Source organism: Streptomyces sp. NPDC002773 (assembly GCF_040295605.1).
Taxonomy (GTDB): domain Bacteria; phylum Actinomycetota; class Actinomycetes; order Streptomycetales; family Streptomycetaceae; genus Streptomyces.
This window is the reverse complement of sequence record NZ_JBEOVO010000001.1, coordinates 14528-39412: the sequence shown is the minus strand read 5'-3', so window position 1 is coordinate 39412 and position 24885 is coordinate 14528. Positions and strand designations below refer to the sequence as shown.

The 24885-nt window shown below is 70.6% G+C and carries 28 protein-coding genes, 1 tRNA gene and 2 riboswitches; of the genes, 9 read left to right on the top strand and 20 right to left on the bottom strand.

Features of this window, described 5'->3' with window-relative positions; all coding sequences use genetic code 11:
- Positions 1–2: 2 nt before the first annotated feature.
- From ABT034_RS00210 to ABT034_RS00195, 4 genes are read right to left on the bottom strand one after another with little or no spacing between them, the layout of a single operon-like run.
- Positions 3–1271: a DUF445 domain-containing protein gene (locus ABT034_RS00210; protein ID WP_351209583.1), complete on the bottom strand. Its 1269-nt coding sequence runs from the start codon at positions 1269–1271 to the stop codon at positions 3–5.
- An 11-nt stretch (positions 1272–1282) separates the two neighbouring features.
- Positions 1283–2266 (bottom strand): ABC transporter ATP-binding protein, encoded by a 984-nt coding sequence (locus tag ABT034_RS00205; protein WP_351209582.1) that lies wholly within the window; start codon positions 2264–2266, stop codon positions 1283–1285.
- A gap of 14 nt (positions 2267–2280) precedes the next feature.
- The gene (locus tag ABT034_RS00200; RefSeq protein WP_502972758.1) at positions 2281–3180 is read right to left on the bottom strand and encodes an ABC transporter permease; all 900 of its coding nucleotides are present in this window, start codon (positions 3178–3180) and stop codon (positions 2281–2283) included.
- On the bottom strand, positions 3173–3976 hold the full coding sequence (locus ABT034_RS00195) for an ABC transporter permease (protein WP_351210397.1): 804 nt from the start codon (positions 3974–3976) through the stop codon (positions 3173–3175). Before ABT034_RS00195 ends, ABT034_RS00200 begins: the two co-directional genes overlap by 8 nt.
- 154 nt (positions 3977–4130) lie before the next feature.
- Here ABT034_RS00195 and ABT034_RS00190 point away from each other — a divergent pair, with 154 nt between their 5' ends.
- Positions 4131–6353, top strand: coding sequence for a transglycosylase domain-containing protein (locus ABT034_RS00190; RefSeq protein ID WP_351209580.1), 2223 nt, complete (start codon positions 4131–4133; stop codon positions 6351–6353).
- Here ABT034_RS00190 and ABT034_RS00185 read toward each other — a convergent pair.
- The 3 genes from ABT034_RS00185 to ABT034_RS00175 form a co-directional block, all read right to left on the bottom strand.
- Positions 6347–6667 carry a DMT family transporter gene (locus ABT034_RS00185; protein ID WP_028811654.1) on the bottom strand — a complete coding sequence of 107 codons (321 nt, stop codon included), beginning with the start codon at positions 6665–6667 and terminating at the stop codon, positions 6347–6349. The two genes, ABT034_RS00190 and ABT034_RS00185, sit on opposite strands and share 7 nt — an antisense overlap.
- Before the next feature lie 33 nt (positions 6668–6700).
- Positions 6701–6763, bottom strand: a riboswitch (guanidine-III (ykkC-III) riboswitch).
- A gap of 77 nt (positions 6764–6840) precedes the next feature.
- Positions 6841–7179, bottom strand: a complete 339-nt coding sequence (locus ABT034_RS00180) for a GroES family chaperonin (protein WP_351209578.1) — start codon at positions 7177–7179, stop codon at positions 6841–6843.
- A 56-nt stretch (positions 7180–7235) separates the two neighbouring features.
- Positions 7236–7556 (bottom strand): DUF3618 domain-containing protein, encoded by a 321-nt coding sequence (locus ABT034_RS00175; protein WP_351209576.1) that lies wholly within the window; start codon positions 7554–7556, stop codon positions 7236–7238.
- Between the two features lie 136 nt (positions 7557–7692).
- Between ABT034_RS00175 and bcp the strand changes: the two genes are divergently transcribed.
- From bcp to ABT034_RS00155, 4 genes are all read left to right on the top strand, one after another.
- A complete protein-coding gene (bcp, locus tag ABT034_RS00170; RefSeq protein WP_351209574.1) occupies positions 7693–8166 on the top strand; it encodes a thioredoxin-dependent thiol peroxidase in 474 nt (157 codons plus the stop codon).
- A 133-nt stretch (positions 8167–8299) separates the two neighbouring features.
- Positions 8300–9796, top strand: a complete 1497-nt coding sequence (proP, locus tag ABT034_RS00165; RefSeq protein ID WP_351209572.1) for a glycine betaine/L-proline transporter ProP — start codon at positions 8300–8302, stop codon at positions 9794–9796.
- Positions 9797–9951: 155 nt separating this feature from the next.
- Positions 9952–10962, top strand: a complete 1011-nt coding sequence (locus ABT034_RS00160; protein WP_351209570.1) for an HNH endonuclease signature motif containing protein — start codon at positions 9952–9954, stop codon at positions 10960–10962.
- Between the two features lie 20 nt (positions 10963–10982).
- A tRNA-Leu gene (locus ABT034_RS00155) sits at positions 10983–11069 on the top strand.
- A gap of 43 nt (positions 11070–11112) precedes the next feature.
- Here ABT034_RS00155 and rdgB read toward each other — a convergent pair.
- The 4 genes from rdgB to ABT034_RS00135 form a co-directional block, all read right to left on the bottom strand.
- Positions 11113–11715 carry an RdgB/HAM1 family non-canonical purine NTP pyrophosphatase gene (rdgB, locus tag ABT034_RS00150; RefSeq protein WP_351209568.1) on the bottom strand — a complete coding sequence of 201 codons (603 nt, stop codon included), beginning with the start codon at positions 11713–11715 and terminating at the stop codon, positions 11113–11115.
- 26 nt (positions 11716–11741) lie between these two features.
- Positions 11742–12122, bottom strand: a complete 381-nt coding sequence (locus ABT034_RS00145) for a hypothetical protein (protein WP_351209566.1) — start codon at positions 12120–12122, stop codon at positions 11742–11744.
- Between the two features lie 134 nt (positions 12123–12256).
- Positions 12257–12988 carry a ribonuclease PH gene (rph, locus tag ABT034_RS00140; protein ID WP_351209564.1) on the bottom strand — a complete coding sequence of 244 codons (732 nt, stop codon included), beginning with the start codon at positions 12986–12988 and terminating at the stop codon, positions 12257–12259.
- An 88-nt stretch (positions 12989–13076) separates the two neighbouring features.
- Positions 13077–13310, bottom strand: coding sequence for a PTS sugar transporter subunit IIB (locus ABT034_RS00135; protein WP_073807872.1), 234 nt, complete (start codon positions 13308–13310; stop codon positions 13077–13079).
- Positions 13311–13546: 236 nt separating this feature from the next.
- Between ABT034_RS00135 and ABT034_RS00130 the strand changes: the two genes are divergently transcribed.
- Together ABT034_RS00130 and ABT034_RS00125 are read left to right on the top strand one after the other, a co-directional pair.
- Positions 13547–14848, top strand: coding sequence for a PTS transporter subunit EIIC (locus ABT034_RS00130; protein WP_351209561.1), 1302 nt, complete (start codon positions 13547–13549; stop codon positions 14846–14848).
- A gap of 265 nt (positions 14849–15113) precedes the next feature.
- A complete protein-coding gene (locus tag ABT034_RS00125) occupies positions 15114–16379 on the top strand; it encodes a PTS transporter subunit EIIC (RefSeq protein ID WP_351209559.1) in 1266 nt (421 codons plus the stop codon).
- Between the two features lie 72 nt (positions 16380–16451).
- On the opposite strand, the gene ABT034_RS00120 is transcribed toward ABT034_RS00125, so the two are convergent.
- Positions 16452–17204 carry an MBL fold metallo-hydrolase gene (locus tag ABT034_RS00120; protein ID WP_351209557.1) on the bottom strand — a complete coding sequence of 251 codons (753 nt, stop codon included), beginning with the start codon at positions 17202–17204 and terminating at the stop codon, positions 16452–16454.
- 203 nt (positions 17205–17407) lie between these two features.
- Here ABT034_RS00120 and ABT034_RS00115 point away from each other — a divergent pair, with 203 nt between their 5' ends.
- Complete coding sequence (locus tag ABT034_RS00115; protein WP_351209555.1) at positions 17408–17926, top strand: type II toxin-antitoxin system PemK/MazF family toxin; 519 nt, start codon at positions 17408–17410, stop codon at positions 17924–17926.
- A 13-nt stretch (positions 17927–17939) separates the two neighbouring features.
- Here ABT034_RS00115 and ABT034_RS00110 read toward each other — a convergent pair whose 3' ends face one another.
- The 7 genes from ABT034_RS00110 to ABT034_RS00080 form a co-directional block, all read right to left on the bottom strand.
- A complete protein-coding gene (locus ABT034_RS00110) occupies positions 17940–18890 on the bottom strand; it encodes a PLP-dependent cysteine synthase family protein (RefSeq protein ID WP_351209553.1) in 951 nt (316 codons plus the stop codon).
- Positions 18891–18895: 5 nt separating this feature from the next.
- Positions 18896–19174: a MoaD/ThiS family protein gene (locus tag ABT034_RS00105; protein ID WP_351209551.1), complete on the bottom strand. Its 279-nt coding sequence runs from the start codon at positions 19172–19174 to the stop codon at positions 18896–18898.
- 92 nt (positions 19175–19266) lie between these two features.
- A complete protein-coding gene (locus ABT034_RS00100; RefSeq protein ID WP_351209549.1) occupies positions 19267–19383 on the bottom strand; it encodes a putative leader peptide in 117 nt (38 codons plus the stop codon).
- 44 nt (positions 19384–19427) lie between these two features.
- Complete coding sequence (locus tag ABT034_RS00095) at positions 19428–20213, bottom strand: ABC transporter ATP-binding protein (protein ID WP_351209547.1); 786 nt, start codon at positions 20211–20213, stop codon at positions 19428–19430.
- Positions 20210–21436, bottom strand: a complete 1227-nt coding sequence (locus tag ABT034_RS00090; protein WP_351209545.1) for a FecCD family ABC transporter permease — start codon at positions 21434–21436, stop codon at positions 20210–20212. Before ABT034_RS00090 ends, ABT034_RS00095 begins: the two co-directional genes overlap by 4 nt.
- Entirely contained in the window at positions 21433–22404 is a 972-nt protein-coding gene (locus tag ABT034_RS00085) for an ABC transporter substrate-binding protein (protein WP_351209543.1), read from the bottom strand. The genes ABT034_RS00090 and ABT034_RS00085 overlap by 4 nt, the downstream gene beginning before the upstream one ends.
- A gap of 39 nt (positions 22405–22443) precedes the next feature.
- Positions 22444–22560, bottom strand: a riboswitch (cobalamin riboswitch).
- 9 nt (positions 22561–22569) lie between these two features.
- Positions 22570–23247: an HD domain-containing protein gene (locus ABT034_RS00080; RefSeq protein ID WP_351209541.1), complete on the bottom strand. Its 678-nt coding sequence runs from the start codon at positions 23245–23247 to the stop codon at positions 22570–22572.
- Between the two features lie 73 nt (positions 23248–23320).
- Here ABT034_RS00080 and ABT034_RS00075 point away from each other — a divergent pair, with 73 nt between their 5' ends.
- The gene (locus ABT034_RS00075) at positions 23321–24280 is read left to right on the top strand and encodes a GlxA family transcriptional regulator (RefSeq protein WP_351209539.1); all 960 of its coding nucleotides are present in this window, start codon (positions 23321–23323) and stop codon (positions 24278–24280) included.
- Between the two features lie 18 nt (positions 24281–24298).
- Here the strand turns inward: ABT034_RS00075 and ABT034_RS00070 are convergent, their stop codons facing one another.
- Positions 24299–24724, bottom strand: coding sequence for a M67 family metallopeptidase (locus ABT034_RS00070; protein ID WP_351209537.1), 426 nt, complete (start codon positions 24722–24724; stop codon positions 24299–24301).
- Between the last annotated feature and the right edge of the window lie 161 nt (positions 24725–24885).

The following is a 24885-nucleotide window of genomic DNA, read 5'->3' as shown; positions in this document are numbered from 1 at the left end:
CCTCAACCCCCCACCCCATGGCTCACCGTATAAATCAGCAGCCCCGCCAGCGCCCCCACCACCGTCCCGTTGATCCGGATGAACTGAAGGTCCCGGCCGATGTTGGCCTCGATCTTCTTCGAGGTCTGGGTGGCGTCCCAGCCGGCGACCGTGTCCGTGATCAGGGACGTGATCTCGTGGCGGTACGTCGTGACCACGTACGCCGCCGCGTCCTCCGCCCAGCCCTCGACCTTCGACTGGAGGCGGGTGTCCGTCGACAGGCGGTTGCCCAGGGAGATCAGGGAGGCGCGGGCGCGGAGGCGGAGTTGGCTGCGGTCGTCCTCGGCCGCCGCGATGATCAGGCTGCGGACCGAGGACCAGGCCGAGGCGATGATGTCCTGGATCTCCGGGCGGGCCAGGAGGTCCGACTTGAGGCGTTCCACGCGGGCGCGGGTGTCCGTGTCGGCCTGGAGGTCGGCCGCGAAGTCGGTGAGGAAGCGGTCGATCGCGCCGCGCGCCGGGTGGGCCGGCATGTCCCGCATCTCGGTCACGAAGCGGAGGAGTTCCTTGTAGACGCGTTCGCCGATGCGCTTGTCGACGAAGCGGGGGGTCCAGCCCGGCGCCCCGCCCTGCACCGCGTCCATCACCGACTCCCCGTGCGTCACCAGCCAGTCGTGGGCGCGGGTGCACACCAGGTCGACCGCCCGGTGGTGGGCGCCGTCGCTGACGATCTTCTCCAGGGTCTTGCCGAGGCCCGGCCCGATCTCCACGGCCTCCGCCCGCCGGGTGATCGCCTCCCCGACCACCGCCTGGACGTCCGAGTCCCGCAGGACCGTCAGCGCGCCCCGTAGCGCCGTCGACGCCTCCGCCGTGACGCGGTCCGCGTGCGCCGGGTCCGCAAGCCACGCGCCCAGGCGGCCTCCGATGCCGAAGGCGTGCAGCCTGCCCCGTACGACGTCGGCCGAGAGGAAGTTCTCCCCGACGAACAGGCCCAGCGAGGCCCCCAGCTGGTCCTTCTTCTTCGGGATGATCGCCGTGTGCGGGATCGGTACGCCCAGCGGGTGCCGGAAGAGGGCCGTGACCGCGAACCAGTCCGCGAGCGCGCCGACCATGCCGGCCTCGGCCGCCGCCGCGACATAGCCCGCCCAGGGCCCCCATCCCGCGCTCTCCGCCCAGGTGGCCAGGGCGTAGATCACGGCGACCACCCCGAGCAGGGACGTCGCCAGCGTCTTCATACGCCGCACGCCCCTGCTCTTCTCCTCGTCCGCCGCCGTGTACGAGAAACTCACCATCAGTCGACCTCCTACCTCAGGGACTCCCGGCGACCCTCCCGAGTTCCCCCGTACATCTTCGCGATCACCGCCTCGATGTCCGGCTCCCGCACCGAGAGGTCCAGGAGCGGGTATGTCGCGGCCACCGCCGCCACCAGCGGTGCCGCCGAGGCCGTGGCCGGGAAGGCGAGCCACTGGCGGGGGCCTTCCGACCGTACGAAGCGGGCTCCCGGCACGTCGATCGGGGGCAGCTCGCGCTCCAGGTCCACGACCAGGAGCCGTTCGCTCTCGCCGACGGCGTGCAGGCCGGCCAGCTCGCCGTCGTACATCAGGCGCCCGTGGTCGATGACCATGACCCGCGAGCAGAGCTGCTCGATGTCCGTGAGGTCGTGGGTGGTGAGCAGGACCGTCGTGCCGTGGGTGGCGTTCAGGTCGCGGAGGAACTCCCGTACCCGGCCCTTCGAGACGACGTCCAGGCCGATCGTCGGCTCGTCCAGGTACAGCACCTCCGGGTCGTGGAGGAGGGCCGCCGCGATGTCCCCGCGCATCCGCTGCCCGAGGGAGAGCTGCCGGACCGGTACGTCGAGCAGCTCACCCAGCTCCAGGAGTTCCACGCAGCGGTCGAGGTTCTCCCGGTAGCGGGCGTCGGGGATGCGGTACATGCGGTGCATCAGCCGGTACGAGTCCTTCAGCGGCAGGTCCCACCAGAGCGTCGTCCGCTGCCCGAACACCACCCCTATCCGCTGGGCGAGCCGGGTCCGTTCCCGCGCCGGGTCGATGCCCGCGACCCGCAGCCGGCCGCCGCTGGGGGTGAGGATGCCGGTCAGCATCTTGATCGTGGTCGACTTCCCGGCGCCGTTCGGGCCGATGTACCCGACCATCTCGCCCCGCTCGACGCCGAAGCTGATGCCGTCGACCGCCCGGACCTCCGTCTTCTCGCGACGGAACAGGCGGCCGCCTGCCTTCCGGCGGACCGTGAAGGTCTTCTCCAGTGACTCCAGTTCGATGAACGGCACGAATCCCGACTCCCTCAGCTTCCCGTCGATCTGTACGAGCGGATTCCCGCCCTCCACGCGAGCCCCGCCACCCCGCAGCACACCGCCGCCACCAGCGGCGACGCGAACACCAACCACCCGGGTACGCCCGCCGGGGCCGGCCGGTCCAGTACGTACAGCGCGGGCAGCCAGTTCACGAACGCCAGCGGTACGACGTACACGACACCCCGCACCAGCTCCTGCGCGAAGATCGTCGGCGGGTAGCCGAGGAGGGTGTTCCCGCCGTACGTGAACGAGCTCGTCACCTCCGCCGCGTCCTGCATCCAGAACAGCGCCGACGCCCCCAGGACCATCAGCGCCGCGAAGATCACCGCCCCGCAGACCACCGTCACCGGCAGCAGCAGCACCTTCACCGGCGTCCAGTCCACGTCGAGCAGGACCAGGCCCCAGACCAGGACGAACAGGCCCTGCGTGACCCGGCCGAGCCGCCGCAGCGCGAACTTGTCCGCCGCGACCTGGGCGAGGAGCGGCGCCGGGCGCATCAGGAAGGTGTCGAGCGAGCCGTCCCGCACCCGCCTCCCCATCCGCTGCAGCGAGCCCATCGTCAGGTCCGCGATCCCGAACGACGTGCCCGCCGTCCCGTACAGCAGGGCGACCTCCGCGAAGGTGAAGCCGCCGAGGCCCTTGACCTGACCGAACATCAGGAGGATGACGACGAAGTCGAAGAAGGTGACGCAGAAGCTGGTGACGAGCGTGAGCGCGAAGGAGGAGCGGTACGTCATGGTGGAGCGGATCCACATGCCCGCGACCAGCCGGTACGTGCGCCAGGAGTCCGCCCACCGCCGGGCGTCACCCGGCCCGCCCCCGTACGTACGCCCGGAGTCCCGGGCCGGACCGGCGTCGTCCACCACGCCGGTACGAACCGTCTCAGCCACCCTGCACCACCACCTTCCGTGTCGCCGCCGCCTGTACGAGCCGCCCCGCCCCAAGGAGTACGAGCGCCCAGCAGCCCTGGAAGGCGTACGCCCCCGCCAGCGCCGCGCCCCCCTCGTACTTCCCGAGGTACACGTCCGCCGGCACCTGGAGCAGGGACGCCCAGGGCAGCATCCGCGCGATCTCGCCCAGCGCGCCCGGGAACACGTTCAGCGGGAGCAGCATCCCCGAGAAGAACAGGCCGCTCAGCCAGACCACCTGCACCACTCCCTGGCCGTCGAGCAGCCAGAACGCGCTCATCGCCGCCAGGTACCAGATCGCGAAGCTCACCGTCGAACCCAGCGCCACGGCCCCCAGGAACGCCAGCCAGGCGCCCGGTCCCGACGGCAGCGTGAACTGGAACGCGAGCGCGCCGACGGCCATCGGGGCGACCCCGCGGCCGAGCAGCTGGAAGGCGCACCGGCCCGCGTTGGCCGAGAACCACCAGGCCTGGAGGTCGGCCGGGCGGTACAGGTCGACGGCGATGTCCCCGGTCCTGATCCGTTCGATCAGCTCGTCCTCGAAGCCGCCGCCCATCAGCCCGCAGACGGTGAGGAGCGCCTGTCCGATCCACACATAGGCGAGGGCGTCGTCCATCGAGTAGCCGCCGAGGTGGGGGCGTTCGTCCCAGAGGGCGATGTAGGTGTACGACAGGATGAAGCCGAAGACGCTGTTGGTGAACACCCCCGCCGCCGTCGCCACCCGGTACGTGGCGTGCCGCCGGAACCCGCCCGCGGCCACCGTCGCGTACAGCCGCAGCATGGGGCTCCCTTTCCGGTACGAATGACAGCGAAGCGCCCGACCCTAGTGGTCCGCGCCCTCGCACCGCGACCGGATTTTCCGTCAGATCGGATTCCGTCAGAATCGGGTCATTTTCGGAAGTTTCCGCAACTTCCGTGCAATATGTGGTGGCATGTCCCTTTCCTTCGGCATGAGCGACTCCGACACTCCCCGGCCACCCCGCCCGGGCTGGGAGCCGAGGGACCCCACCCTCCCCGCCCTCCCCGCAGGCACGCCCCCGGCCCCGCGCAGCCGCCGCGCGAGACGCTCCCGCCCCCGCCGCGTCCTGCGCGCCCTCGCCGGACTCCTCCTCCTCGGCGTGCTGCTGCTCGCGGGCGCCTTCGCCGCCGGCTACCTCCTGGTGGAGATCCCGCCCGCCAACAGCGCCGCCGTCGCCCAGTCCAACGTCTACCTCTACCGGGACGGCACCCCCCTCGCCCGCGACGGCGAGGTCAACCGCGAGAACGTGCCCCTCGACCGCGTCCCCCTCGCCGTCCGGCAGGCCGTACTCGCCGCCGAGGACCGCGACTTCCACACCTCCCGCGCCGTCGACCCCAAGGCCATGCTCCGCGCCGCCTGGAACACCGTCACCGGCAAGGGCCGCCAGTCCGGCTCCACCATCACCCAGCAGTACGTCAAGAACTACTACCTCGGCCAGGAACAGACCCTCACCCGCAAGGCCAAGGAGTTCTTCATCGCCATCCGGCTCGGCCGCGAGAAGAGCAAGGAGGAGATCCTCCAGGGCTACCTGAACACCAGCTACTTCGGACGGAACGCGTACGGCCTCCAGGCCGCCGCCCGCGCCTACTACGGCAAGGACGTCGAGCACCTCGACACCGCCGAGGGCGCCTACCTCGCGTCCCTCCTCAAGGCCCCCAGCGCCTACGACGTCACCACCCACCCCGAGAACCACGCCAAGGCCGTCGCCCGCTGGCACTACGTACTCGACGGCATGGTCACCGAGGGCTGGCTCACCCCCGCCGACCGCGCCACCGCCCGCTTCCCCGCCCCCCAGACCGCCCGCCCCGCCACCGGCCTCTCCGGACAGCGCGGCTACCTCGTCCAAGCCGTCGAGGAGTACCTGACCGACCGCGGGATCGTCGACGAGAAGACCCTCGCCGGCGGCGGCTTCCGCATCACCACCACCCTCGAACCCGCCAAGCAGGACGCCCTCGTCCAGGCCGTCGAGGACCGCGTCACCTCCCGCCTCGACCCGGCGAGCGCCCCCGCCGACCGGTACGTACGCGTCGGGGCGGCGGCCGTCGACCCCGCGAACGGCCACGTCCTCGCCATGTACGGCGGCATCGACTACACCCAGCAGTACGTCAACAACGCCACCCGCCGCGACTACCAGGTCGGCTCCACCTTCAAACCCTTCGTCTTCACCGCCGCCGTACAGAACGGGGCCCAGACCCAGTACGGCGAACCCATCACCCCGTACACCCTCTACGACGGCACCAACCGGCGCCCGGTGGAAGGCTGGAACGGCAGCCCGTACGACCCCGCCAACGAGGACGACGAGAGCTACGGCGAGATCCCCGTCGGCACCGCCACCGACCTCTCCGTGAACGCCGTGTACGCCCAGATGGCCGTCGACGTCGGCCCCGGCCACGTACGGCGCACCGCCGTCGCCCTCGGCCTGCCCGGCTCCACCCCCGACCTCACCGCCTCCCCCTCCATCGCACTCGGGCCCGCCACCGCCAGCGTCCTCGACATGGCGACGGCCTACGCCACCCTCGCCGCGCACGGACGGCACGGCGCGTACACCCTCGTCGAGCGGATCACCAGGGACGGCCACGACCTGACCCCGCCCGCCGCCCCCGCCCGGCAGGCGGTCAGCCGGGAGGCCGCCGACACGACCACCGCGATCCTGCGGAGCGTCGTCGAGACCGGCACGGGAACGGCCGCGCAGACCGCCGGCCGCCCCGCAGCGGGCAAGACGGGCACGGCGGAGGACGACAAGGCCGCCTGGTTCGCGGGCTACACGCCGGAACTAGCCACGGTCGTCGCGATGATGGGCCAGGACCCCGAATCGGCCCGCCAGGAACCGCTGTACGGGGCCCTCGGACTGCCCCGGATCAACGGGGGCGGAGCACCCGCCGAGATCTGGGGCCAGTTCACCCGGGAGGCACTGGCCGCGACACCGCCACGGGACTTCGACCTCCGGCTGATGCCGGGGACGGAGGAGATGATGCCGGGGGCCGAGGAGATGATGCCGGAACCGGCCATGCCGGACGAGGACGAATGGGGCGGTACCGAGGAGTCGGAGGAAGGTCCGCTGACGGGTGAGGCCGGGCCGGGCGCCGTGGTCTCCCGCAGCCCCCAGCCCCCTCGTACCGGCGGCCCCCGTCAGTGACCCGAGGTCGCCTTCAGACCCACCACCGCGACCAGCAGCAGACACACGAAGAAGATCCGGGCGGCGGTCGCCGGCTCACCGAGCACCACCATGCCGAGCACCGCCGCACCGGCCGCGCCGATCCCCACCCACACGCCGTACGCCGTACCGATCGGCAGCGTCTTCGCCGCATGCGAGAGCAGCAGCATCGAGGCGACGATCCCCGCGCCGGTGAACACACTGGGCCAGAGCCGCGTGAAACCGTCGGTGTACTTCATACCGATCGACCAGCCGACTTCCAGCAGACCCGCGACGACGAGAAGAACCCAGGCCATGACGACGACACCTCCGCGAGACGGAACAACAGGAGTGCGTCGTCTTGTCGAAGAACCCGGTACGGCGCGTCTCGTCGGGGTGTCCCCAGGCTAGCAAAGAACGGACGAGGGCCCCGGTGACCGTCGTCACCAGGGCCCCTCGCCACATCTCCTCCAGGCACCGACCGCTACGGCTACAGATACAGCCCGGTCGAGTCCTTCGTGCCCTCGAACCGGTCCGCCGCCACCGCGTGCAGATCCCGCTCCCGCATCAGTACGTACGCGACACCCCGCACCTCGACCTCGGCCCGGTCCTCGGGGTCGTACAGCACCCGGTCACCGATCTCGACCGTACGGACGTTCTGACCGACCGCGACCACCTCGGCCCAGGACAGGCGACGGCCCACCGCGGCGGTCGCCGGAATCAGGATGCCGCCGCCGGAGCGCCGCTCCCCCTCCGGGGAGTCGGTCCGGACCAGGACCCGGTCGTGGAGCATCCGGATGGGCAGCTTGTCGTGCGTGTTCTCGCTCACGGGGTGAACCTACCTGCCCGGCCGGGACACCCCGGGCGGGGAGGTGACCTCCCCGGTCATCGCCTGCCCTTGCGGGAGGACGCGGCGATCAGCCCGATGACCGCCACGGCCACCAGCGCCACCGGCACCAGGCGCTCCAGGCGGGGCGCGCCGTCCTCATGGGTGAAACGTGCCTTCACATCCGAGACGGTCCGGTTCACGGCGACGAAGGCCCGCCCGGCGGTCTGGTCGACCGTCGAGGCGACCTTGGCCTTCGCGTCCCCGATGATCGTCTTCGGGTGCATCCGAATGCCGATCTCGTCGAGAGTGACGGCGAGCTGCTCGCGCCGGCGGACGATGTCCGCCTCGATCTGAGCAGGGGTCCTGGACTCCGACACCGCGCTGCCTCCGTAGTCGTATTCCGGTCGTTGACGGACAGTCTGTCAGCTCCGCCACCGATGGGCCGTCCCCGACCCCCGCCGGACTCCCCCCATTAGGCTCTCATCCCGTACGCGAACCCTCCCGAGGAGAGCCATGAGCGAGCGACTGCAGCCCGGCGACACCGCCCCCGCCTTCACCCTTCCCGACGCGGACGGCAACGAGGTCTCCCTCGCGGACCACAAGGGCCGCAAGGTCATCGTCTACTTCTACCCCGCCGCCCTCACCCCCGGCTGCACCAAGCAGGCCTGCGACTTCACCGACAACCTGGACGTGCTCGCCGCCGCGGGCTACGACGTCATCGGCGTCTCCCCCGACAAGCCGGAGAAGCTCGCGAAGTTCCGCGAGAAGGAGAACCTCAGGGTCACGCTGGTCGGCGACCCCGAGAAGACCACCCTGGAGGCGTACGGCGCCTTCGGCGAGAAGAAGCTGTACGGCAAGACGGTGACCGGCGTGATCCGCTCGACCGTCGTCGTCGACGAGGACGGCAAGATCGAGCACGCCTTCTACAACGTGAAGGCCACCGGCCACGTCGCCAAGGTCCTCAGGGACCTCTCCATCGGGTCATAAGCCCCCCGGACCGGGGCATAAGGCCTCGGGACGATGTGACGGACGTCCCAATCCCGGCCGGATTCCGTTTGTGAACGGCATGACCGCGCAGAAGTCCCCCCTGGAATTTCATCCCCAGAGAGGACGTACGGTCATGTCGGCCACAGACCGCGAACCCGCGGCCGATCCCGAGGCGCAGAGACGCCACCCGCGCCTGTTCAGGGCCGTCACCCGGAGCCGTCGGCCCAAGCTGCGCCGCACCGACATCACGGTGACGGACGAGGCGGCGGTCAAGCGGGCCGTACGGGCCGCCTCCCTGGGCAATGCCATGGAGTGGTTCGACTTCGGCATCTACGCCTACCTCGCCGTCACCCTCGGCCACGTCTTCTTCCCCTCAGGCAACGACACGGTCCAGCTCCTGTCGTCGTTCGCGACGTTCGCCGTGGCCTTCCTGATCCGTCCGCTCGGCGGCATGGTGTTCGGCCCGATGGGTGACCGGCTGGGCCGTAAGAAGGTCCTCGCGCTCACCATGATCCTCATGGCGATCGGCACCTTCGCGATCGGCCTCATCCCGTCGTACGCCTCGATCGGCTTCTGGGCGCCGGTGCTGCTGGTGTTCTTCCGGATGCTCCAGGGCTTCTCGACCGGCGGCGAGTACGGGGGTGCCTCGACGTTCATCGCCGAGTACGCGCCCGACCGCCGCCGCGGCTACTTCGGCAGCTTCCTGGAGTTCGGCACCCTCGCCGGCTACGTCGGCGCGGCGAGCCTCGTCACGGCGCTCACCGCCTGGCTCGGCTCCGACGCGATGGAGGCGTGGGGCTGGCGCGTGCCCTTCCTCGTGGCGGGGCCGCTCGGCCTGGTCGGCCTCTACCTGCGGCTGCGGCTCGACGAGACGCCCGCGTTCCAGAAGCTGGAATCGGACGCGTCGAACGTCCTCGACGCGGCGGACGCCGTGGAGACCACGACCAAGGGCGACCTGGCGAAGATCTTCCGGCAGCAGTGGCCGGCGCTGATCCTGTGCATCGCGCTGGTCGGCGCGTACAACATCACCGACTACATGCTGCTGTCGTACATGCCGACGTACCTCTCCGACGAGCTCGGCTACAGCGAGACGCACGGACTGCTGATCCTGGTGCTCGTGATGGTCCTCCTGATGGCGATCATCACCCAGGTCGGCCGCCTCAACGACCGCTTCGGCCGCAAGCCGGTCCTGATGGCGGGCATGCTGGGCTTCCTCTTCCTGTCGCTGCCGGCGTTCCTGCTGATCGGCCAGGGCGGGATCCCGGCGATCACCATCGGCATGCTGATGCTCGGCCTGTCGCTGGTCTGCATGCTGGGCACGATGTCGGCGGCGCTCCCGGCGCTCTTCCCGACGGACGTGCGGTACGGCTCGCTGTCGGTGGGCTACAACCTGTCGACATCCCTCTTCGGCGGTACGACCCCGCTGGTCATCACGGCCCTGATCGGCTGGACCGGCAGCAACCTGATGCCGGCGTACTACGCGATGGGCGCGGCGCTGGTGGGCGTGATCGCGGTGGCCTGCATGAAGGAAACGGCCCAACAGCCCCTGGAAGGCTCACCCCCGGCGGTGGAAACCCCGGAGGAGGCAGCGGAAATGGTCCTGGCCCAGGCCCCGGAGCCGAAGTTCTGACCCCTCTTCTCGATACGGCCCGCACCGGTCACCACCGGCGCGGGCCGTCCCGCGTTCGGACGCGATATTCGTACGCGTTATGACGTGACCGTCCGATATTCGGCTCGTTACTCCGTACGAGGCTGCGAACGGGTGGCCGGAGCGGAGGGGGCCAGATGGGGACGAGCGTGTACACGAGGGAACGGCTCGACATCGCCGTGGCGGAGTCGACGGGGTGGGCTGACCTGATGCGGCGGCTCGGCGTCACGGAGAGCGGGGGACGGCGCCGAACACTGCAGTCGAAGGTCGCCGGGTACGAAATCGACACCAGTCACTTCAAACACCGCAGCCCCTGGCGCAAGTACACGGACAGCGCCATCGCCGAAGCGGTCGCCACCTCGACGACCCTGCGCGAAGTCGTACAGAAGCTCGGTGTGCCACCGGCGACCGGAACCCTCTCGCACATCCGGCGACGAATCACGGCGGCCGGAATCGACGTGAGCCACTTTCCTGGCTTGAACCGCTTGACCACGGACCTCCCGTTCACGGCGGAGGAGCTACGAACGGCCGCAGCGTCCACACGCAGCATCAGAGAAATGGCCCGCCTGTTGGGCGTAGCAGATGACAGCCGGTCCCGTGCCGCGCTGAGGCACATGTTGCACAAGCAGGGAATCGACGTCTCCCATTTCACCCACAGGCGCACCGATGTACCTGAGGACCACCTGCGGGCTGCGGTGGCCGAGGCCGTCAGCTTCGCCGATGTGATGCGTGCCCTCGGACTTCCTGTGAGCGACCAGAACCATCGCCGGGTTCGGCGACGGGTGGCCGAGCTGGGCCTCGACACGTCGCACTTCAAACGACGCACGTGGGGTTCCGTGCGAGTCATGGCGCCGAAAGCCATCGCGAACACTGTTTTCCGAGTACGCCCGGAAGGATCGTCGCGTGAGAACCGCAACCGGCTCCAGCGCGCCCTCACCGAGGCAGGAGTCCCGTATCGCTGCGTCGAGTGCGGGAACGAAGGCAGTTGGCGCGGTGGATCCATCACCCTGCAGATCGACCACATCAACGGAAACTGGCTCGACAACCGCCGGGGTAATCTTCGCTACCTCTGCCCCAACTGCCATTCGATGACGGAGACGTGGTGCCGCGGAAAACATCGGCACACCTCGCAACCAGATACCGCGTGACCGCTACCATGGCCGTGCGGGCGGCCGTTGCTGAATGGTATAAGCGGAGGTTTTAGGTGCCTCTGGGCGTTTCGTCCATGTGGGTTCGAATCCCATCGGCCGCACCACTCGAAGAGCCGCCCAGGGGGCGGCTCTTCTTGTTCTCATTCCTCAGCCCAGCAGTTCCCTCACCACCGGTACCAGTGCCCGGAACGCCTTGCCTCGGTGGCTGATCGCGTTCTTCTCCGCCGGCGACAGCTCCGCGCACGTCACCTCGTGGCCCTTCGGCTGGAGGATTGGGTCGTAGCCGAAGCCGTTCGTGCCCTTCGGGGTGTGGCGGAGGGTGCCCTCCATGCGGCCTTCCACTACGCGTTCCGTGCCGTCCGGGAGGGCGAGGGCTGCCGCGCAGACGAAGTGGGCCGCTCGGTGTTCGTCCGCGATGTCCGAGAGTTGGGCCAGCAGCAGGTTCAGGTTGGCGCGGTCGTCGCCGTGGGTGCCGGACCAGCGGGCCGAGAAGATGCCGGGGGCGCCGTTCAGGACGTCGACGCAGAGGCCCGAGTCGTCGGCGATGGCCGGCAGGCCCGTGGCCTGGGCCAGGGCGTGGGCCTTGAGGAGGGCGTTCTCGGCGAAGGTGACGCCGGTTTCCTTGACGTCGGGGATCTCCGGGTACGCGTCCGCGCCGACGAGGTCGTGGGTGAGGCCCGCGTCGGCGAGGATCGCGTGGAGTTCGGTGATCTTGCCCGCGTTGCGGGTGGCGAGGATCAGACGGGTCATGCCGTTGATTATCCGGGGTCGGTGGGTCAGCCCGGGGTGCAAACCTTCGCCACCTCGCCCGCCGCGTCCGTGATCGGCTGGATGTCCGGGGTCGTGTCGCCGTTCTTGACTGCCGTACGGACGCTGTCCACGCCCTTCGTGAGGTCGTCGACCGCCTTCGCCAGGTCGGCGTTGTCCGTCGTGTTCTTGAGGTTGCCGAGCTCCGTGGAGATGGAGTTGAGGGATTCCTCGATCTTCGTCACGTCGTTCGAGGCGTTGGAGACGGCCTGCTGGAGCTTGTCGACGGACGTGGCTATCGCGTCGGCGGTCTTGACGCAGTCCATGGCGGTGTCGAGGGCTCCGCAGCCGCTCAGGACGGTGGTGAGTGCGGCGGCCGTGGCCACGGCGAGTGCGAGTCGGCGCTTCAAGGTGGGTCCTCCCCCTGTGCATGGCGTTCGTGCGGGCGCACGGATCGTATCCGTGCGCCCGTGTGTCCGTCAGGACGCGTGAGGGGGGCGTGGGGTTGCGAGCCGGGGTCGCGGACCGTCGCCGCCCGTCGTTCTCAGAGCGTGCCTTCGAGGGCCTTGCGCTGGATCTCGGCGAGTTCGGCGCAGCCGCCGGACGCGAGGTCGAGGAGGGCGTTGAGCTCCTTGCGGTCGAAGGGCTCGGCCTCGGCGGTGCCCTGGACCTCGACGAAGCGGCCGTCGCCGGTGCAGACGACGTTCATGTCGGTGTCGGCGCGGACGTCCTCCTCGTAGCAGAGGTCGAGGAGGGGGGTGCCGTCGACGATGCCGACGGAGACGGCGGCGACGGTGCCGGTGAGGGGCTTGCGGCCGGCCTTGACGAGCTTCTTGCCCTGGGCCCAGGCGACGGCGTCGGCGAGGGCGACGTACGCGCCGGTGATGGCGGCGGTGCGGGTGCCGCCGTCGGCCTGGAGGACGTCGCAGTCGAGGACGATGGTGTTCTCGCCGAGGGCCTTGTAGTCGATGACGGCGCGCAGGGAGCGGCCGATGAGGCGGGAGATCTCGTGGGTGCGGCCGCCGATCTTGCCGCGGACGGATTCGCGGTCGCCGCGGGTGTTGGTGGCGCGGGGGAGCATGGAGTACTCGCCGGTGACCCAGCCTTCTCCGCTGCCCTTGCGCCAGCGCGGGACGCCTTCGGTGACGGAGGCGGTGCAGAAGACCTTGGTGTCGCCGAAGGAGATGAGGACGGAGCCCTCGGCGTGCTTGCTCCAGCCGCGGTCGATGGTGACGGGGCGGAGCTGTTCGGCGGTACGGCCGTCGATACGAGACATGGGTCGAGCGTAGCGGGACATGACGGAGGGCCCGTTCCCCTGTCGGAACGGGCCCTCGTCGATGTGTGCCGACGTGTGTGTCAGCTGCTCACATCATGTCCTCGATGTCGGCGGCGATCGGGTCGGCGTCGGTGCCGATGACGACCTGGATCGCGGTGCCCATCTTCACGACGCCGTGGGCGCCGGCGGCCTTGAGCGCGGCTTCGTCGACCAGGCCGGGGTCCACGACCTCGGTGCGCAGGCGGGTGATGCAGCCCTCGACCTCTTCGATGTTGTCGATGCCGCCGAGCCCGGCGACGATCTTCTCAGCCTTGCTGGCCATGTGTCTCTCCCTGTCCGTTCCGTTCGCGTGAACGCGAATCTCGGCGCACCTGCGGTCCGCTTTGTCACGGTAACCCACGGTTGGCCCAACTTCGCGAGCGAGTGCCACCGTTCTGCCGAATGATGACGATCACCGGCGGCCTGTCCTCAGCGGGCTCCCGGGAGCCTACCGCAAGTGGTCTACACCAGTGTGCAACGAGACGCGGACCCGGCTTGTTCCGGGCAGGGAGGACGCCGATGACCACCGACAGCGCCGCGGCGGCGCCGAGGAAGAAGTCCCGGGGGAGCGTGCTCTTCCAGGGGCTCCAGAAGATGGGCCGCAGCCTCCAGCTCCCGATCGCCGTCCTTCCGGCCGCCGGCATCATCAACCGGCTCGGGCAGGACGACGTCTTCGGCCCGGACGGGCTCGGCTGGGACAACGTCGCCAAGGTGATGGCGGGTGCGGGCGGGGCGCTGCTCGACGGCAGTCTCGGTCTGCCGCTGCTGTTCTGCATCGGTGTCGCGATCGGCATGGCGAAGAAGTCGGACGGTTCGACGGCGCTCGCCGCGGTCGTCGGCTTCCTCGTCTACTACACGGTGCTGCGCCAGTTCCCGAAGGACTGCCCCGAGGGTACGAAGGACGTCGGCGGGGGCTGCCTGGGCGTCGACGACGCCTTCGCGGGATACACGTACCAGAATCCCGGGGTCTTCGGCGGCATCATCATGGGCCTGCTCGCGGCGTGGTTCTGGCAGCGCTACCACCGGGTGAAGCTGGTGGACTGGCTCGGCTTCTTCAACGGGCGGCGGCTCGTCCCGATCATCATGGCCTTCGTCGCGATCGCGTTCGCGGCGATCTGCCTGTGGATCTGGCCGCCGATCGGTGACGCCCTGGAGAGCTTCAGCGACTGGCTGGTCGGGCTCGGCGCCTGGGGTTCGGGCATCTTCGGCGTCGCGAACCGCGCGCTGCTCGTGATCGGTCTGCACCAGTTCCTGAACGTGCCCGTGTGGTTCCAGTTCGGCTCGTACGAGAAGCCGGACGGCTCGGTGGTCCACGGCGACATCAGCATGTTCCTGGCGGGCGACCCGAACGCCGGCCAGTTCACCACGGGCTTCTTCCCGATCATGATGTTCGCGCTTCCGGCGGCGGCGCTGGCGATCACCCACTGCGCGAAGCCGCACCGGCGCAAGGAGGTCGGCGGCCTGATGCTCTCGGTGGCGCTGACGTCGTTCGTCACCGGCATCACGGAGCCCCTGGAGTACTCGTTCCTCTTCATCGCGCCGGTGCTTTACGCGATCCACGCGCTGCTGACCGGTGTCTCGATGGCGGTGACGTGGGCGCTCGGGGTGAAGGACGGGTTCAGCTTCTCGGCCGGTCTGATCGACTACGTGATCAACTGGAACCTGGCGACGAAGCCGTGGCTGATCATTCCGATCGGGCTCGGCTTCGCGGTGGTGTACTACGCGATCTTCCGGTTCGCGATCACCAAGTTCAACCTTCCGACCCCCGGCCGCGAGCCGGAGGAGGTCGAGGAGGAGATGGAGCGGGACAACATCAAGTGACCTGACCGTTTCGGGGCTTTCGCCCTGTACGTAGGACCGTCGAAGACCCCTGGACCTCGCCGTCCAGGGGTCTTTCGTCGTCACTTTCCGGCCATGGCCGAGTACGGAGAATTCGTAGGTTCCTTATCTAAGTCTCACGTGCTAAAACTGGTCTACACCACTCATTGGTGTAGACCACGCGGTCCAGACCACCGCGTTCCACGAGACGTCGCCGTCCCCCCGTGACATCTGTCCCCTGGCGGCGCCTTGCCTAATGGAGGAAGTTGTGTCCACGGCTAGCGCCGCCCCCGCGGCCCAGAAGAAGAAGGGCTCCGGCGCGATGGCTGTCATGCAGCGCATCGGCCGCAGCCTCATGCTGCCGGTCGCGGTGCTGCCCGCCGCCGCGCTCCTGGTCCGGTTCGGCCAGCCCGACATGCTCGGCAAGGAGTCGTACCCGACCGTCATCAACAAGATCGCCGGCTACATGGCGGCCGGCGGCGGGGCCATCCTCGACAACATGGCCCTGCTGTTCGCCGTCGGCATCGCGATCGGCTTCGCCAAGAAGTCGGACGGCTCCACCGCCCTCGCGGCCGTGACCGGCTACCTGGTCTTCCAGAAGGTGCTCGCCACCTTCACGGACAGCAGCCTCCCCAAGAAGGAAGCCATAGTCGACGGCAAGATCGTCATGGTGGAGCAGGCGGTCGACGCCAAGGTCCTCGGCGGCGTCGTCATGGGCATCATCGTCGCCCTGCTCTACCAGCGCTTCTACCGCACCAAGCTGCCGGACTGGGCGGGCTTCTTCGGCGGCCGCCGTCTCGTCCCGATCCTCTCCGCCTTCGCGGGCCTCATCACCGGCATCGTGTTCGGTCTGATCTGGCCGTGGCTGGGCTCCGGACTGCACTGGTTCGGTGAGAGCCTGGTCAACTCCGGCGCCGTCGGCGCGGGCATCTTCGGTGTCGCCAACCGCGCGCTGATCCCCGTCGGCATGCACCACCTGCTGAACTCGTTCCCGTGGTTCCAGGCCGGTGAGTTCGACGGCAAGAGCGGCGACATCGCCCGCTTCCTCGCCGGCGACCCGACCGCCGGACAGTTCATGACCGGCTTCTTCCCGATCATGATGTTCGCCCTTCCGGCGGCCTGCCTCGCGATCGTGCACTGCGCCCGCCCCGAGCGCCGCAAGGTCGTCGGCGGCATGATGTTCTCCCTCGCGCTCACCTCCTTCGTCACCGGTGTGACCGAGCCGATCGAGTTCACCTTCATGTTCATCGCGCCGGTGCTCTACGCGATCCACGCCGTCCTGACCGGTGTCTCGATGGCGCTGACCTGGGCGCTCGGCATGAAGGACGGCTTCGGCTTCTCCGCCGGTGCGGTGGACTTCTTCCTGAACCTGGGCATCGCGTCCAACCCGTGGGGCCTGGCCCTGGTCGGCCTCTGCTTCGCGGCCGTCTACTACGTGGTCTTCCGCTTCGCGATCACCAAGTTCAACCTTCCGACGCCGGGCCGCGAGTCCGACGAGGAGCTCGCCGAGCTGCAGAAGGCCGAGGCGAAGTAAGCCGCATACGGCAGACGCACCGAAGCCCCCGCCCTTCCTCACGAAGGGCGGGGGCTTCGGCCGTTCCCGCGCTCAGATCTCGTAGACCGCGCCCGGTCTCGCCAGCTCCGCGGGCCCCCCGTACACCGCGCGCGCGTCCGCCAGGTTCTGTTCGCCGTCGGTCCACGGCGGGATGTGAGTGAGGACCAGCCGGCCCACCGACGAGCGGGCCGCCTCCGCGCCCGCCTCCCGGCCGTTGAGGTGGAGCTCCGGGATGTCCTCCTTGCCGTGGGTGAAGGAGGCCTCGCAGAGGAAGAGGTCGGTGCCCTGGGCGAGCTCGTGGAGCGACTCGCAGACGCCGGTGTCGCCGGAGTACGTGAGCGAACGGCCACCGTGCTCGATCCGGATGCCGTACGCCTCGACCGGGTGGCACACCTTCTCCGTACGGACCGAGAACGGGCCGATCTCGAAGGCGCCCGACGTCAGGGTGCGGAAGTCGAAGACCTCGCTCATCGAGGTGGCGGACGGGGTGTCCGCGTACGCCGTGGTCAGGCGCTGCTCGGCGCCCTCGGGGGCGTATACGGGGAGCGCGTCGCAGCGTCCGCCCTCGTGCCGGTAGTAGCGGGCGACGAAGTACCCGCACATGTCGATGCAGTGGTCGGCGTGCAGGTGGCTGAGGAAGATCGCGTCGAGGTCGTACAGACCGATGTGTCGCTGCAGCTCGCCCAGGGCGCCGTTGCCCATGTCGAGGAGCAGCCGGAAGCCGTCGGCCTCGACGAGGTAGCTCGAACAGGCCGAATCCGCGGACGGGAACGACCCGGAGCAGCCGACGACGGTGAGCTTCATGGAGCGGGGACCTCCGTGGACGGATGCGGGGAAGCGCGCTGAGGAGGGGGTGGCTGTGCGGTCTGTCGAGCGTAAGGCGCACCCGGGCCTGTCGCTCCTTCGTGGTGGCCCGTTGTGGGCGAACTCACGGGCTCTGTCACCGGTTCGGATGGATGGCGGGGCGTCGCGGCGGAGTGGGCGGTGCGCCGGTACCGTCTTGAGGTATGGACACGTCGTGGTGGCCCGCGCTGGTCGCGGTCGTGGTGATCGCGCTGGTCGTGGCGCTCGCCGACGGGTGGAGGCGTTCGCCGCGGCGGCCGTCGTCGGGGCGTCGGCCTCCGGGGCGGGAACGGGGCCGGGGCCGGGCTCCGGAGCGGACGCGGCCGCCCGGTCGGCCCGCGCGGCCGGGGAAGGCTCCCGCGCGGCCGGGGCGGTTGCCGGTGGCGGCGGAGATCTGGTGGGCGGAGGTGCCGTTCGAGGACGGGCCCGGGTCGAAGGACCGGCCCTGTCTCGTGCTGTCGGTACGGGGCGACTGTGCGCTCGTCGCGAAGATCACCAGCAAGTACCACGACGAGCGGCCGGGGGTGATCGCGCTGCCGCCGGGGGCGGTGGGGGACGCGCAGGGGCGGCCGAGTTTTCTGGAGACGGATGAGCTGCGGGAGGTGCCGGTGGCGGGGTTCCGGCGGAGAGCGGGAATGGCGGACCCGGTCGTGTGGGACCAGGTCCGCCACTTGGCGCGGTAGGGGTGTCCGGGGCTTACGCCCAGAGCTGGCCCTGGACCGTGGCGATCGCTTCTTCCGTGGTCGCCGCCGTGTAGAGGCCGGTCGACAGGTACTTCCAGCCGCCGTCGGCGACGACGAAGGCGATGTCCGCGCTCTCGCCGGCCTTGAGTGCCTTGTTGCCGACGCCGATCGCGGCGTGGAGGGCCGCGCCGGTGGAGACGCCCGCGAAGATGCCCTCCTGTTGGAGGAGTTCGCGGGTGCGGGTGACGGCGTCGGCGGAGCCGACGGAGAAGCGGGTGGTGAGGACGGAGGCGTCGTACAGCTCCGGTACGAAGCCCTCGTCGAGGTTCCGGAGGCCGTAGACGAGGTCGTCGTAGCGCGGTTCGGCGGCGACGATCTTGACGTCGGGCTTCTGTTCGCGCAGGTAGCGGCCGACGCCCATCAGGGTGCCCGTCGTGCCGAGGCCGGCGACGAAGTGGGTGATCGAAGGGAGGTCGGCGAGGATCTCGGGGCCGGTGGTGGCGTAGTGGGCGCCCGCGTTGTGCGGGTTTCCGTACTGGTAGAGCATCACCCAGGCCGGGTTCTCGGCGGCGAGTTCCTTGGCGACGCGTACCGCCGTGTTGGAGCCGCCCGCCGCGGGGGACGAGATGATCTCGGCGCCCCACATGGCGAGCAGCTGGCGCCGCTCCTCGCTGGTGTTCTCGGGCATGACGCAGACGATGCGGTAGCCCTTGAGCTTGGCGGCCATGGCGAGGGAGATGCCGGTGTTGCCGCTGGTCGGCTCCAGGATGGTGCAGCCGGGGGTGAGGCGGCCGTCCTTCTCGGCCTGCTCGATCATGTGGAGCGCGGGGCGGTCCTTGACCGAGCCGGTCGGGTTGCGGTCCTCCAGCTTCGCCCAGATGCGGACGTCGTCCGAGGGCGAGAGCCGGGGGAGGCGGACCAGCGGCGTGTTGCCGACGGCGGCCAGCGAGGAGTCGTAGCGCATGTGGATCAGACCATGCCGCCGGCGACGGCCGGCAGGATCGTGACGTTGTCGCCGTCGGTGAGCTTGGTGTCGATGCCGTCGAGGAAGCGGACGTCCTCGTCGTTGAGGTAGACGTTGACGAAGCGGCGGAGCTTGCCCTCGTCGACGATGCGGGCCTCGATCCCGGTGTGGCGGGACTCCAGGTCGGCGAAGAGCTCGGCGAGGGTCGCGCCGCTGCCCTCGACGGCCTTCTGGCCGTCGGTGTAGGTGCGGAGGATGGTCGGGATGCGGACCTCGATGGCCATGGCGTGGGCTCCTGTCGGAAGTGACGTGATGGGCGCGCTGCTGGGGCCCCCGCGCGGAGGGGGGTCGTGCGGAAGTGCGCTCGGCCGGTCGCTCAGAGCGCAGCGCGGAGGGTACAGATCGCGCTGGCGAGGCGGCACAGGTCGACGTGCAGGCGGCCTACGAGCATGACTGTGCTCGGAGTCTCTTCGCTCACGTCGTGGGAAACCATGGGCTCATCGTATCGATTCCCGGTCCGGGTTTCGGAATGTGATCTCACATGGTGGATGCTTTCTGCCCGCCTGCCGGACCGTGCAGGTAGACGACGGTCGGGCTGCCGGTCCTGGGATGGGGGATGACCTCGGCGTCCACCCCGTAGACGGCGGCGAGGAGGGCGGGTGTGAGGACCTCGGTGGGGGTGCCGCCGGTGACGACCCGGCCGCGTTCGAGGACGTAGATGCGGTCGCAGTACGCCCCCGCGAGGCTGAGGTCGTGGAGGGCGAGCAGGTTGGTGGTGCCCAGGGTGCGGACGAGGGCGAGGACGTCGAGCTGGTGGCGGATGTCCAGGTGGTTGGTGGGCTCGTCGAGGACGAGGAGCGCGGGGTCCTGGACCAGGGCGCGGGCGACGAGTGCGCGTTGGCGTTCGCCGCCGGAGAGGGTGGGGTACGGGCGGTCGGCGAGGTCCGTGAGGCCGACGCGGGCGAGGGCGGCGCCGGCGCGGTCCCGGTCGGCGGCCGTGTCGCCCTCCCAGAACCGTTTGTGCGGGGAGCGGCCGAGGGTGACCAGTTCGCGGACGGTGAGTTCGAACTCGGTGGCGCTGTCCTGGGGGACGGTGGCGACGCGGCGGGCGCGGGCCTTGGGGCCGAGGGCGTGGAGGTCGTCGCCGTCGAGGGTGGCGTGTCCCGCGGTGGGGGTGAGGGTGCCGTAGACGCAGCGCAGGAGGGTGGTCTTGCCGCTGCCGTTGGGGCCGATGAGACCGACGGTCTCGCCGGGGTGGACGGTGAGGTCGACGGCGTGGAGGCGTTCCCCGTACGAGAGTCCGTGGAGGCGCAGTTCGGTCACAGGGAGGCTCCTTCGGGGCGCCGGCGCAGCAGCCAGAGGAAGAACGGGCCGCCGGTGAGCGCGGTCAGGACGCCGACGGGGATGTCCTGGGGTGCGGCGACGGTCCGGGCGGCGAGGTCGGCGAGGACCAGGGCGAGTGCCCCGCCGAGCGCGGCGACGGGGAGGAGCCGGCGGTGGGGGGCGCCGACGGCGAGCCGGGCGGCGTGCGGGGCCATGAGGCCGACGAAGCCGACGGCGCCGCTGGCCGCGACCATGACGGCGGTGACGAGGGAGGCGAGGACGAAGACGGCGGCGCGGAAGCGGGCGGTGTCCAGGCCGAGGACGGTGGCGCTCTCCTCTCCGGCGAGGAGGAGGTCGAGGGGGCGGGCGAGGGTGAGGAGGGCGGTGGTGCCGAGGACGAGGACGGCGGTGGGCAGGGCGAGGGTGTCCCAGCGGGCGCTGCCGAGGCCGCCGAGGGACCAGAACAGGGCCTCCTGGAACTGTTCGGGGCGTCCGGCGACGACCAGGAGGAGGGTGGCGAGGGCGGAGAGGATGTAGGAGACGGCGACCCCGGCGAGGACGAGCCGGGCGCCGGTCATGGTGCCGCCGCGGCGGGCGAGCCCGTAGACGAGGACGAGGGCGAGGAGGGCGCCGGCGAAGGCACCGGCGGGCAGGGCGATCGTGGTGGTGACGCCGCCGAGGAGGCCGATGCCGCCGCCGGCGGTGAGCACGAGGACGGCTCCGGCGGAGGCGCCGGAGGAGATCCCGAGGAGGAAGGGGTCGGCGAGCCGGTTGCGGACGAGGGCCTGGAGGACGGCGCCGACGACGGCGAGCCCGGCGCCGACGACCACGCCGAGCAGGACCCGGGGCAGCCGGACGTCGAGGACGATCGTCCGGTACGGGGAGGGGCCGGCCCGCCCGGTGAGCGCGTCGAGCACCTGACCGGGCGGGACCCGCACGGAGCCGAGGGCGAGCGAGGCGATCGCGGCGACGGCGAGGGCGAGGAGGAGTCCGGCGACGACGGCGGTGTAGCGCAGCGGGCCGCCGCGCGTCCGCCCGGGAGGGCTTGGGCGGCCGGCACCGGGCGGCTCGGCCTGGCCGGGCGGCTCGGACCGGCCGGGCGGCTCGGACCGGCCGGGCGGCTCGGCCCCGGCGCCCTCCGCGCCCCCGGCGCCCGACGGTTCGGGGTGCGGCGGGGTGGGCGGCTCCCCCGGTGTGCCCGCGGCGCGGGTTCCCGCGCTCATCGCGTCGGGTGGAGCTGGGTCGCCAGCTTGTTGACGGCTGCGGGGACTCGGACGCCCAGGACGGTGTCGGAGAGGGGGAGGACGGCGAAGCGGCGGTTCTTGATCGCGGGGACGTCCTTGAGGGCGGGGTCGTCGAGGAGCCGCTGCTTCTTCTGTTCGACGGTGGTGGAGCCGTAGTCGTAGATGACGACGACCTCGGGCTTCCGGGCGACGACCTGTTCCCAGGTGGCGTCGCCGAAGGCCTTGTCGAGGTCGGCGAAGACGTTTCGGCCGCCGGCGCGGGTGATGAGCTCATTGCCGATGCCCTTGCCGCCCGCGGTGAACGCGGTCTTGTCGCCGCTGTCGTACACGAAGACGGACACGGGTTCGACGCCGCTCAGGCGCTTCTGCGTGGCGCTGACCGTGCCGCGCGCCTGCGTGATCCAGGTCTCGGCCCGGTCGGGGACGCCGAAGGTGCGGCCGATCTCGCGGACTTCGCGGTAGAGGTCGTCGACGGAGGGCGAACCGGTCGGGCAGTACTCGGTGTTGAGGCGGGTGTCGATGCCCGCGCGCTTCAGGTCGTCGCGGCTGCGGCCGTCCTTGGCGGAGAAGGCGGTGGAGTAACCGCCGTACACGAAGTCGGGGTTCGCGGCGAGCACGGCCTCCTTGGAGGGGTACTCCTTCGCGAGGACCGGCACCGTGTCGTACGCCTTCTTGTACGCGGGGAGGATCGCATCGTCGAGGTAAGCGGTGCCGACGAGCGACTTCTCCAGACCGAGGGCGAGCATGACCTCGGTGACGTGCTGGTTCATGGTGACGGCGCGCTTCGGCGGCGCCTGGTACGTCGTCTTCACACCGCAGTTGGTGACGGTGTACGGGAATCCCGGCGCGGCTTTCGCCGCGGGGGCCTGTTCCGCGGGGGCCGCGCAGCCGGCGAGCAGGGAGACGAGGGCGGCGGCGGGCAGCAGGGCACGGCGGGGCCAGGTCATGACGGAATGCCTCCTCCGGGGATTTCCACGTCCCCAGTCGGTGGTGAGAGGCGGCAGGTCAGTTCCTGGCTCCCAGCGCCCGAAGGCGCTGGTCACAGTGGCGGGACCGTGCCGGATTCACACCGGCTTCCTGGGTCCTGCCGCCCGTTGGTCCGGGTCAGTGTCTCATTCGGGCCAGCCGGAGTTCTCGATGGTCGTCACGAAGTCGCCGGGAGCGAAGCCGGGGACGTAGTGGCGCAGGACGTCGGCCTTCACGTTGCCGAAGGTGGTGTCCGGCTTGGGGGCGATGCCCTCGGTGAAGGCGGCGAGGATGCGCTTCTTGAAGTCGGGGCGGGGGTGGGCGGCGACGATCGCGGCCCGGACCTCGGGGCTCACGGCGGCGGGATCGTCGTAGCCGATGCCGAGGACGTCGTACTCGACGCCCGCGGTGACGAGCGCGACCTCGGGCTCCATGAACGCGGGGATGCCGGGGGTGGTGTGGAGGGCGACGGCGGTCCAGACGCGGCGGACGGCGTCCTCGTCGGCGCCTTGGGCGCGGAGGAAGGCGGCGGCCTCCTCGGCTCCGTCGACCTCGAAGCGGCGGCCGCTGCCGTGGTGCGCCTCCCCCAGGCCGAGGTCGTGGAACATGGCGCCGACGTAGAGGAGTTCGGGGTCGAAGGCGAGGCCTCGGGCGCGGCCCTGGAGGGCGCCGAAGAGGTAGACGCGGCGGGAGTGGTCGTAGATCAGGTCGCTCGTCGTGTCGCGGACGAGTTCGGTGGCGGCGGTGGCGAGCCGGCTGTCGGGGATCAGCGCGAGGGCGTTCGGGGAGAGGGTGTTCCCGGGTGTGTTCGTGGGTGCGTTCATAGGGCCAAGCCTCGCCGTCGGGGTCGTCGCCCCGCCATGTCCCTGCGGACGGGCATCCCACAGAATCGGACACATGACAGTGCACTCGGTGACGGTGTTCGCCTTCGACGGTGTCCGGCTGCTCGACGTGTCCGCCCCGCTGGAGGTGTTCGCGACGGCTGGGGCGGCGGGGGCGGCCTACGGGGTGCGGGTGTGCACGCCCGACGGGCGGGATGTCCGCACCTCGACCGGGCTGCGGATCGGGGCCGACTGCGCGGCGGACGCGGTGACGGCCGTGGACACGCTTGTCGTGCCGGGGGCGGTGGACGTGGCGCGGTGCGTGGCGGCGGCGCCGGCGGTCGCGGAGCTCGCGGCGCGCTCGGGGCGGGTGGCGTCCGTGTGTACGGGGGCGTTCGCGCTGGCGGCGGCGGGGCTGCTGGACGGGCGGCGGGCGACGACGCACTGGGAGCACGCGGCGGAGCTGGGCCGCCGCTACCCGGGGGTCGAGGTGACGGCGGACGCGATCCACGTGCGGGACGGGCGGGTGTGGACGTCGGCGGGGGTGACGGCCGGGATCGACCTGTGTCTGGCCCTGGTGGAGGAGGACCGGGGGCCGGCGGCGGCGCGGGCGGTGGCCCGGGACCTGGTGGTGTTCCTCCAGCGCCCGGGTGGCCAGTCGCAGTTCTCGGCGGCCTCGCGGACTCCCCCGACCGGGCACCCGGTGGTCCGGCCGCTCCTGGACGCGGTGGTCGCGGACCCGGCGGCGGACCACAGCGCGCAGGCGCTTGCGCGGCGGGCGGGGGTGAGTGTCCGGCATCTGGCCCGGCTGTTCCGGGAGCAGGTCGGGGTGACGCCCGCGGCCTGCGTGGAGCGGGTGCGGGTGGAGGCGGCCCGGATGCTCCTGGAGGGCGGGGCGAGCGTGACGGGGGCGGCGGCGCGGAGCGGTCTCGGGAGCGACGAGAGCCTGCGGAGGGCGTTCGCCCGGCACTTCGGGGTCACGCCTTCCGCGTACCTGGCCCGCTTCCGGACGACCGCGGGCGCGTCCTGGGCGTAGGTCCCTACGCGTAGGTCCCTACGCGTACTCCTCGACGACCTTGACGTCCTCCTCCGTCACGACGCCGTCGACGATGGTGAAGGAGCGGAACTGGAAGGGGCCCGCGGCGTCTTTGTCGGCGGTGGAGACGAGGACGTAGTGGGCGTGGGGCTCGTTGGCGTACGAGATGTCCGTGCGGGACGGGTAGGCCTCGGTCGCGGTGTGCGAGTGGTAGACGATGACGGGTTCCTCGTCGCGGTCGTCCATCTCGCGGTAGAGCTTGAGCAGGTCCGCGGAGTCGAACTCGTAGAACGTGGGCGAGCGGGCGGCGTTCAGCATGGGGATGAACCGCTCGGGGCGTCCGCTGCCGGCCGGGCCCGCGACGACGCCGCAGGCCTCGTCGGGGTGGTCCGCGCGGGAGTGTTCCACGATCTGGTCGTACAGGGCCCGGGTGATGGTCAGCATGCCGACAGGATAAGCATCGGATCAAGGGGGGCCGCGCGGAGCGCGTCAGGCAGGGTGGTGGCGGGCGACGGGCGGGCCGTCCCGTACCGAGGAGTGGTACGGGACGGCCCGGATGCTGGGACGGGCGAGGTCAGCAGCTCAGCGGCCGACAGGCTCGGAGG

Excerpts from the sequence above, each read along its gene's own strand:
- ABT034_RS00075 (WP_351209539.1), top strand. The coding sequence starts at position 23,321 with ATGACAGTGCACTCGGTGACGGTGTTCGCCTTCGACGGTGTCCGGCTG.
- ABT034_RS00135 (WP_073807872.1), bottom strand. The coding sequence starts at position 13,310 with ATGGCCAGCAAGGCTGAGAAGATCGTCGCCGGGCTCGGCGGCATCGAC.
- ABT034_RS00190 (WP_351209580.1), top strand. The coding sequence starts at position 4,131 with ATGTCCCTTTCCTTCGGCATGAGCGACTCCGACACTCCCCGGCCACCC.
- ABT034_RS00070 (WP_351209537.1), bottom strand. The coding sequence starts at position 24,724 with ATGCTGACCATCACCCGGGCCCTGTACGACCAGATCGTGGAACACTCC.
- bcp (WP_351209574.1), top strand. The coding sequence starts at position 7,693 with ATGAGCGAGCGACTGCAGCCCGGCGACACCGCCCCCGCCTTCACCCTT.
- ABT034_RS00210 (WP_351209583.1), bottom strand. The coding sequence starts at position 1,271 with ATGGTGAGTTTCTCGTACACGGCGGCGGACGAGGAGAAGAGCAGGGGC.
- ABT034_RS00090 (WP_351209545.1), bottom strand. The coding sequence starts at position 21,436 with ATGAGCGCGGGAACCCGCGCCGCGGGCACACCGGGGGAGCCGCCCACC.
- ABT034_RS00115 (WP_351209555.1), top strand. The coding sequence starts at position 17,408 with ATGGACACGTCGTGGTGGCCCGCGCTGGTCGCGGTCGTGGTGATCGCG.
- ABT034_RS00080 (WP_351209541.1), bottom strand. The coding sequence starts at position 23,247 with ATGAACGCACCCACGAACACACCCGGGAACACCCTCTCCCCGAACGCC.
- rdgB (WP_351209568.1), bottom strand. The coding sequence starts at position 11,715 with ATGACCCGTCTGATCCTCGCCACCCGCAACGCGGGCAAGATCACCGAA.
- ABT034_RS00105 (WP_351209551.1), bottom strand. The coding sequence starts at position 19,174 with ATGGCCATCGAGGTCCGCATCCCGACCATCCTCCGCACCTACACCGAC.
- ABT034_RS00185 (WP_028811654.1), bottom strand. The coding sequence starts at position 6,667 with ATGGCCTGGGTTCTTCTCGTCGTCGCGGGTCTGCTGGAAGTCGGCTGG.
- rph (WP_351209564.1), bottom strand. The coding sequence starts at position 12,988 with ATGTCTCGTATCGACGGCCGTACCGCCGAACAGCTCCGCCCCGTCACC.
- ABT034_RS00110 (WP_351209553.1), bottom strand. The coding sequence starts at position 18,890 with ATGCGCTACGACTCCTCGCTGGCCGCCGTCGGCAACACGCCGCTGGTC.
- ABT034_RS00130 (WP_351209561.1), top strand. The coding sequence starts at position 13,547 with ATGACCACCGACAGCGCCGCGGCGGCGCCGAGGAAGAAGTCCCGGGGG.
- ABT034_RS00120 (WP_351209557.1), bottom strand. The coding sequence starts at position 17,204 with ATGAAGCTCACCGTCGTCGGCTGCTCCGGGTCGTTCCCGTCCGCGGAT.
- ABT034_RS00160 (WP_351209570.1), top strand. The coding sequence starts at position 9,952 with ATGGGGACGAGCGTGTACACGAGGGAACGGCTCGACATCGCCGTGGCG.
- proP (WP_351209572.1), top strand. The coding sequence starts at position 8,300 with ATGTCGGCCACAGACCGCGAACCCGCGGCCGATCCCGAGGCGCAGAGA.
- ABT034_RS00085 (WP_351209543.1), bottom strand. The coding sequence starts at position 22,404 with ATGACCTGGCCCCGCCGTGCCCTGCTGCCCGCCGCCGCCCTCGTCTCC.
- ABT034_RS00100 (WP_351209549.1), bottom strand. The coding sequence starts at position 19,383 with ATGGTTTCCCACGACGTGAGCGAAGAGACTCCGAGCACAGTCATGCTC.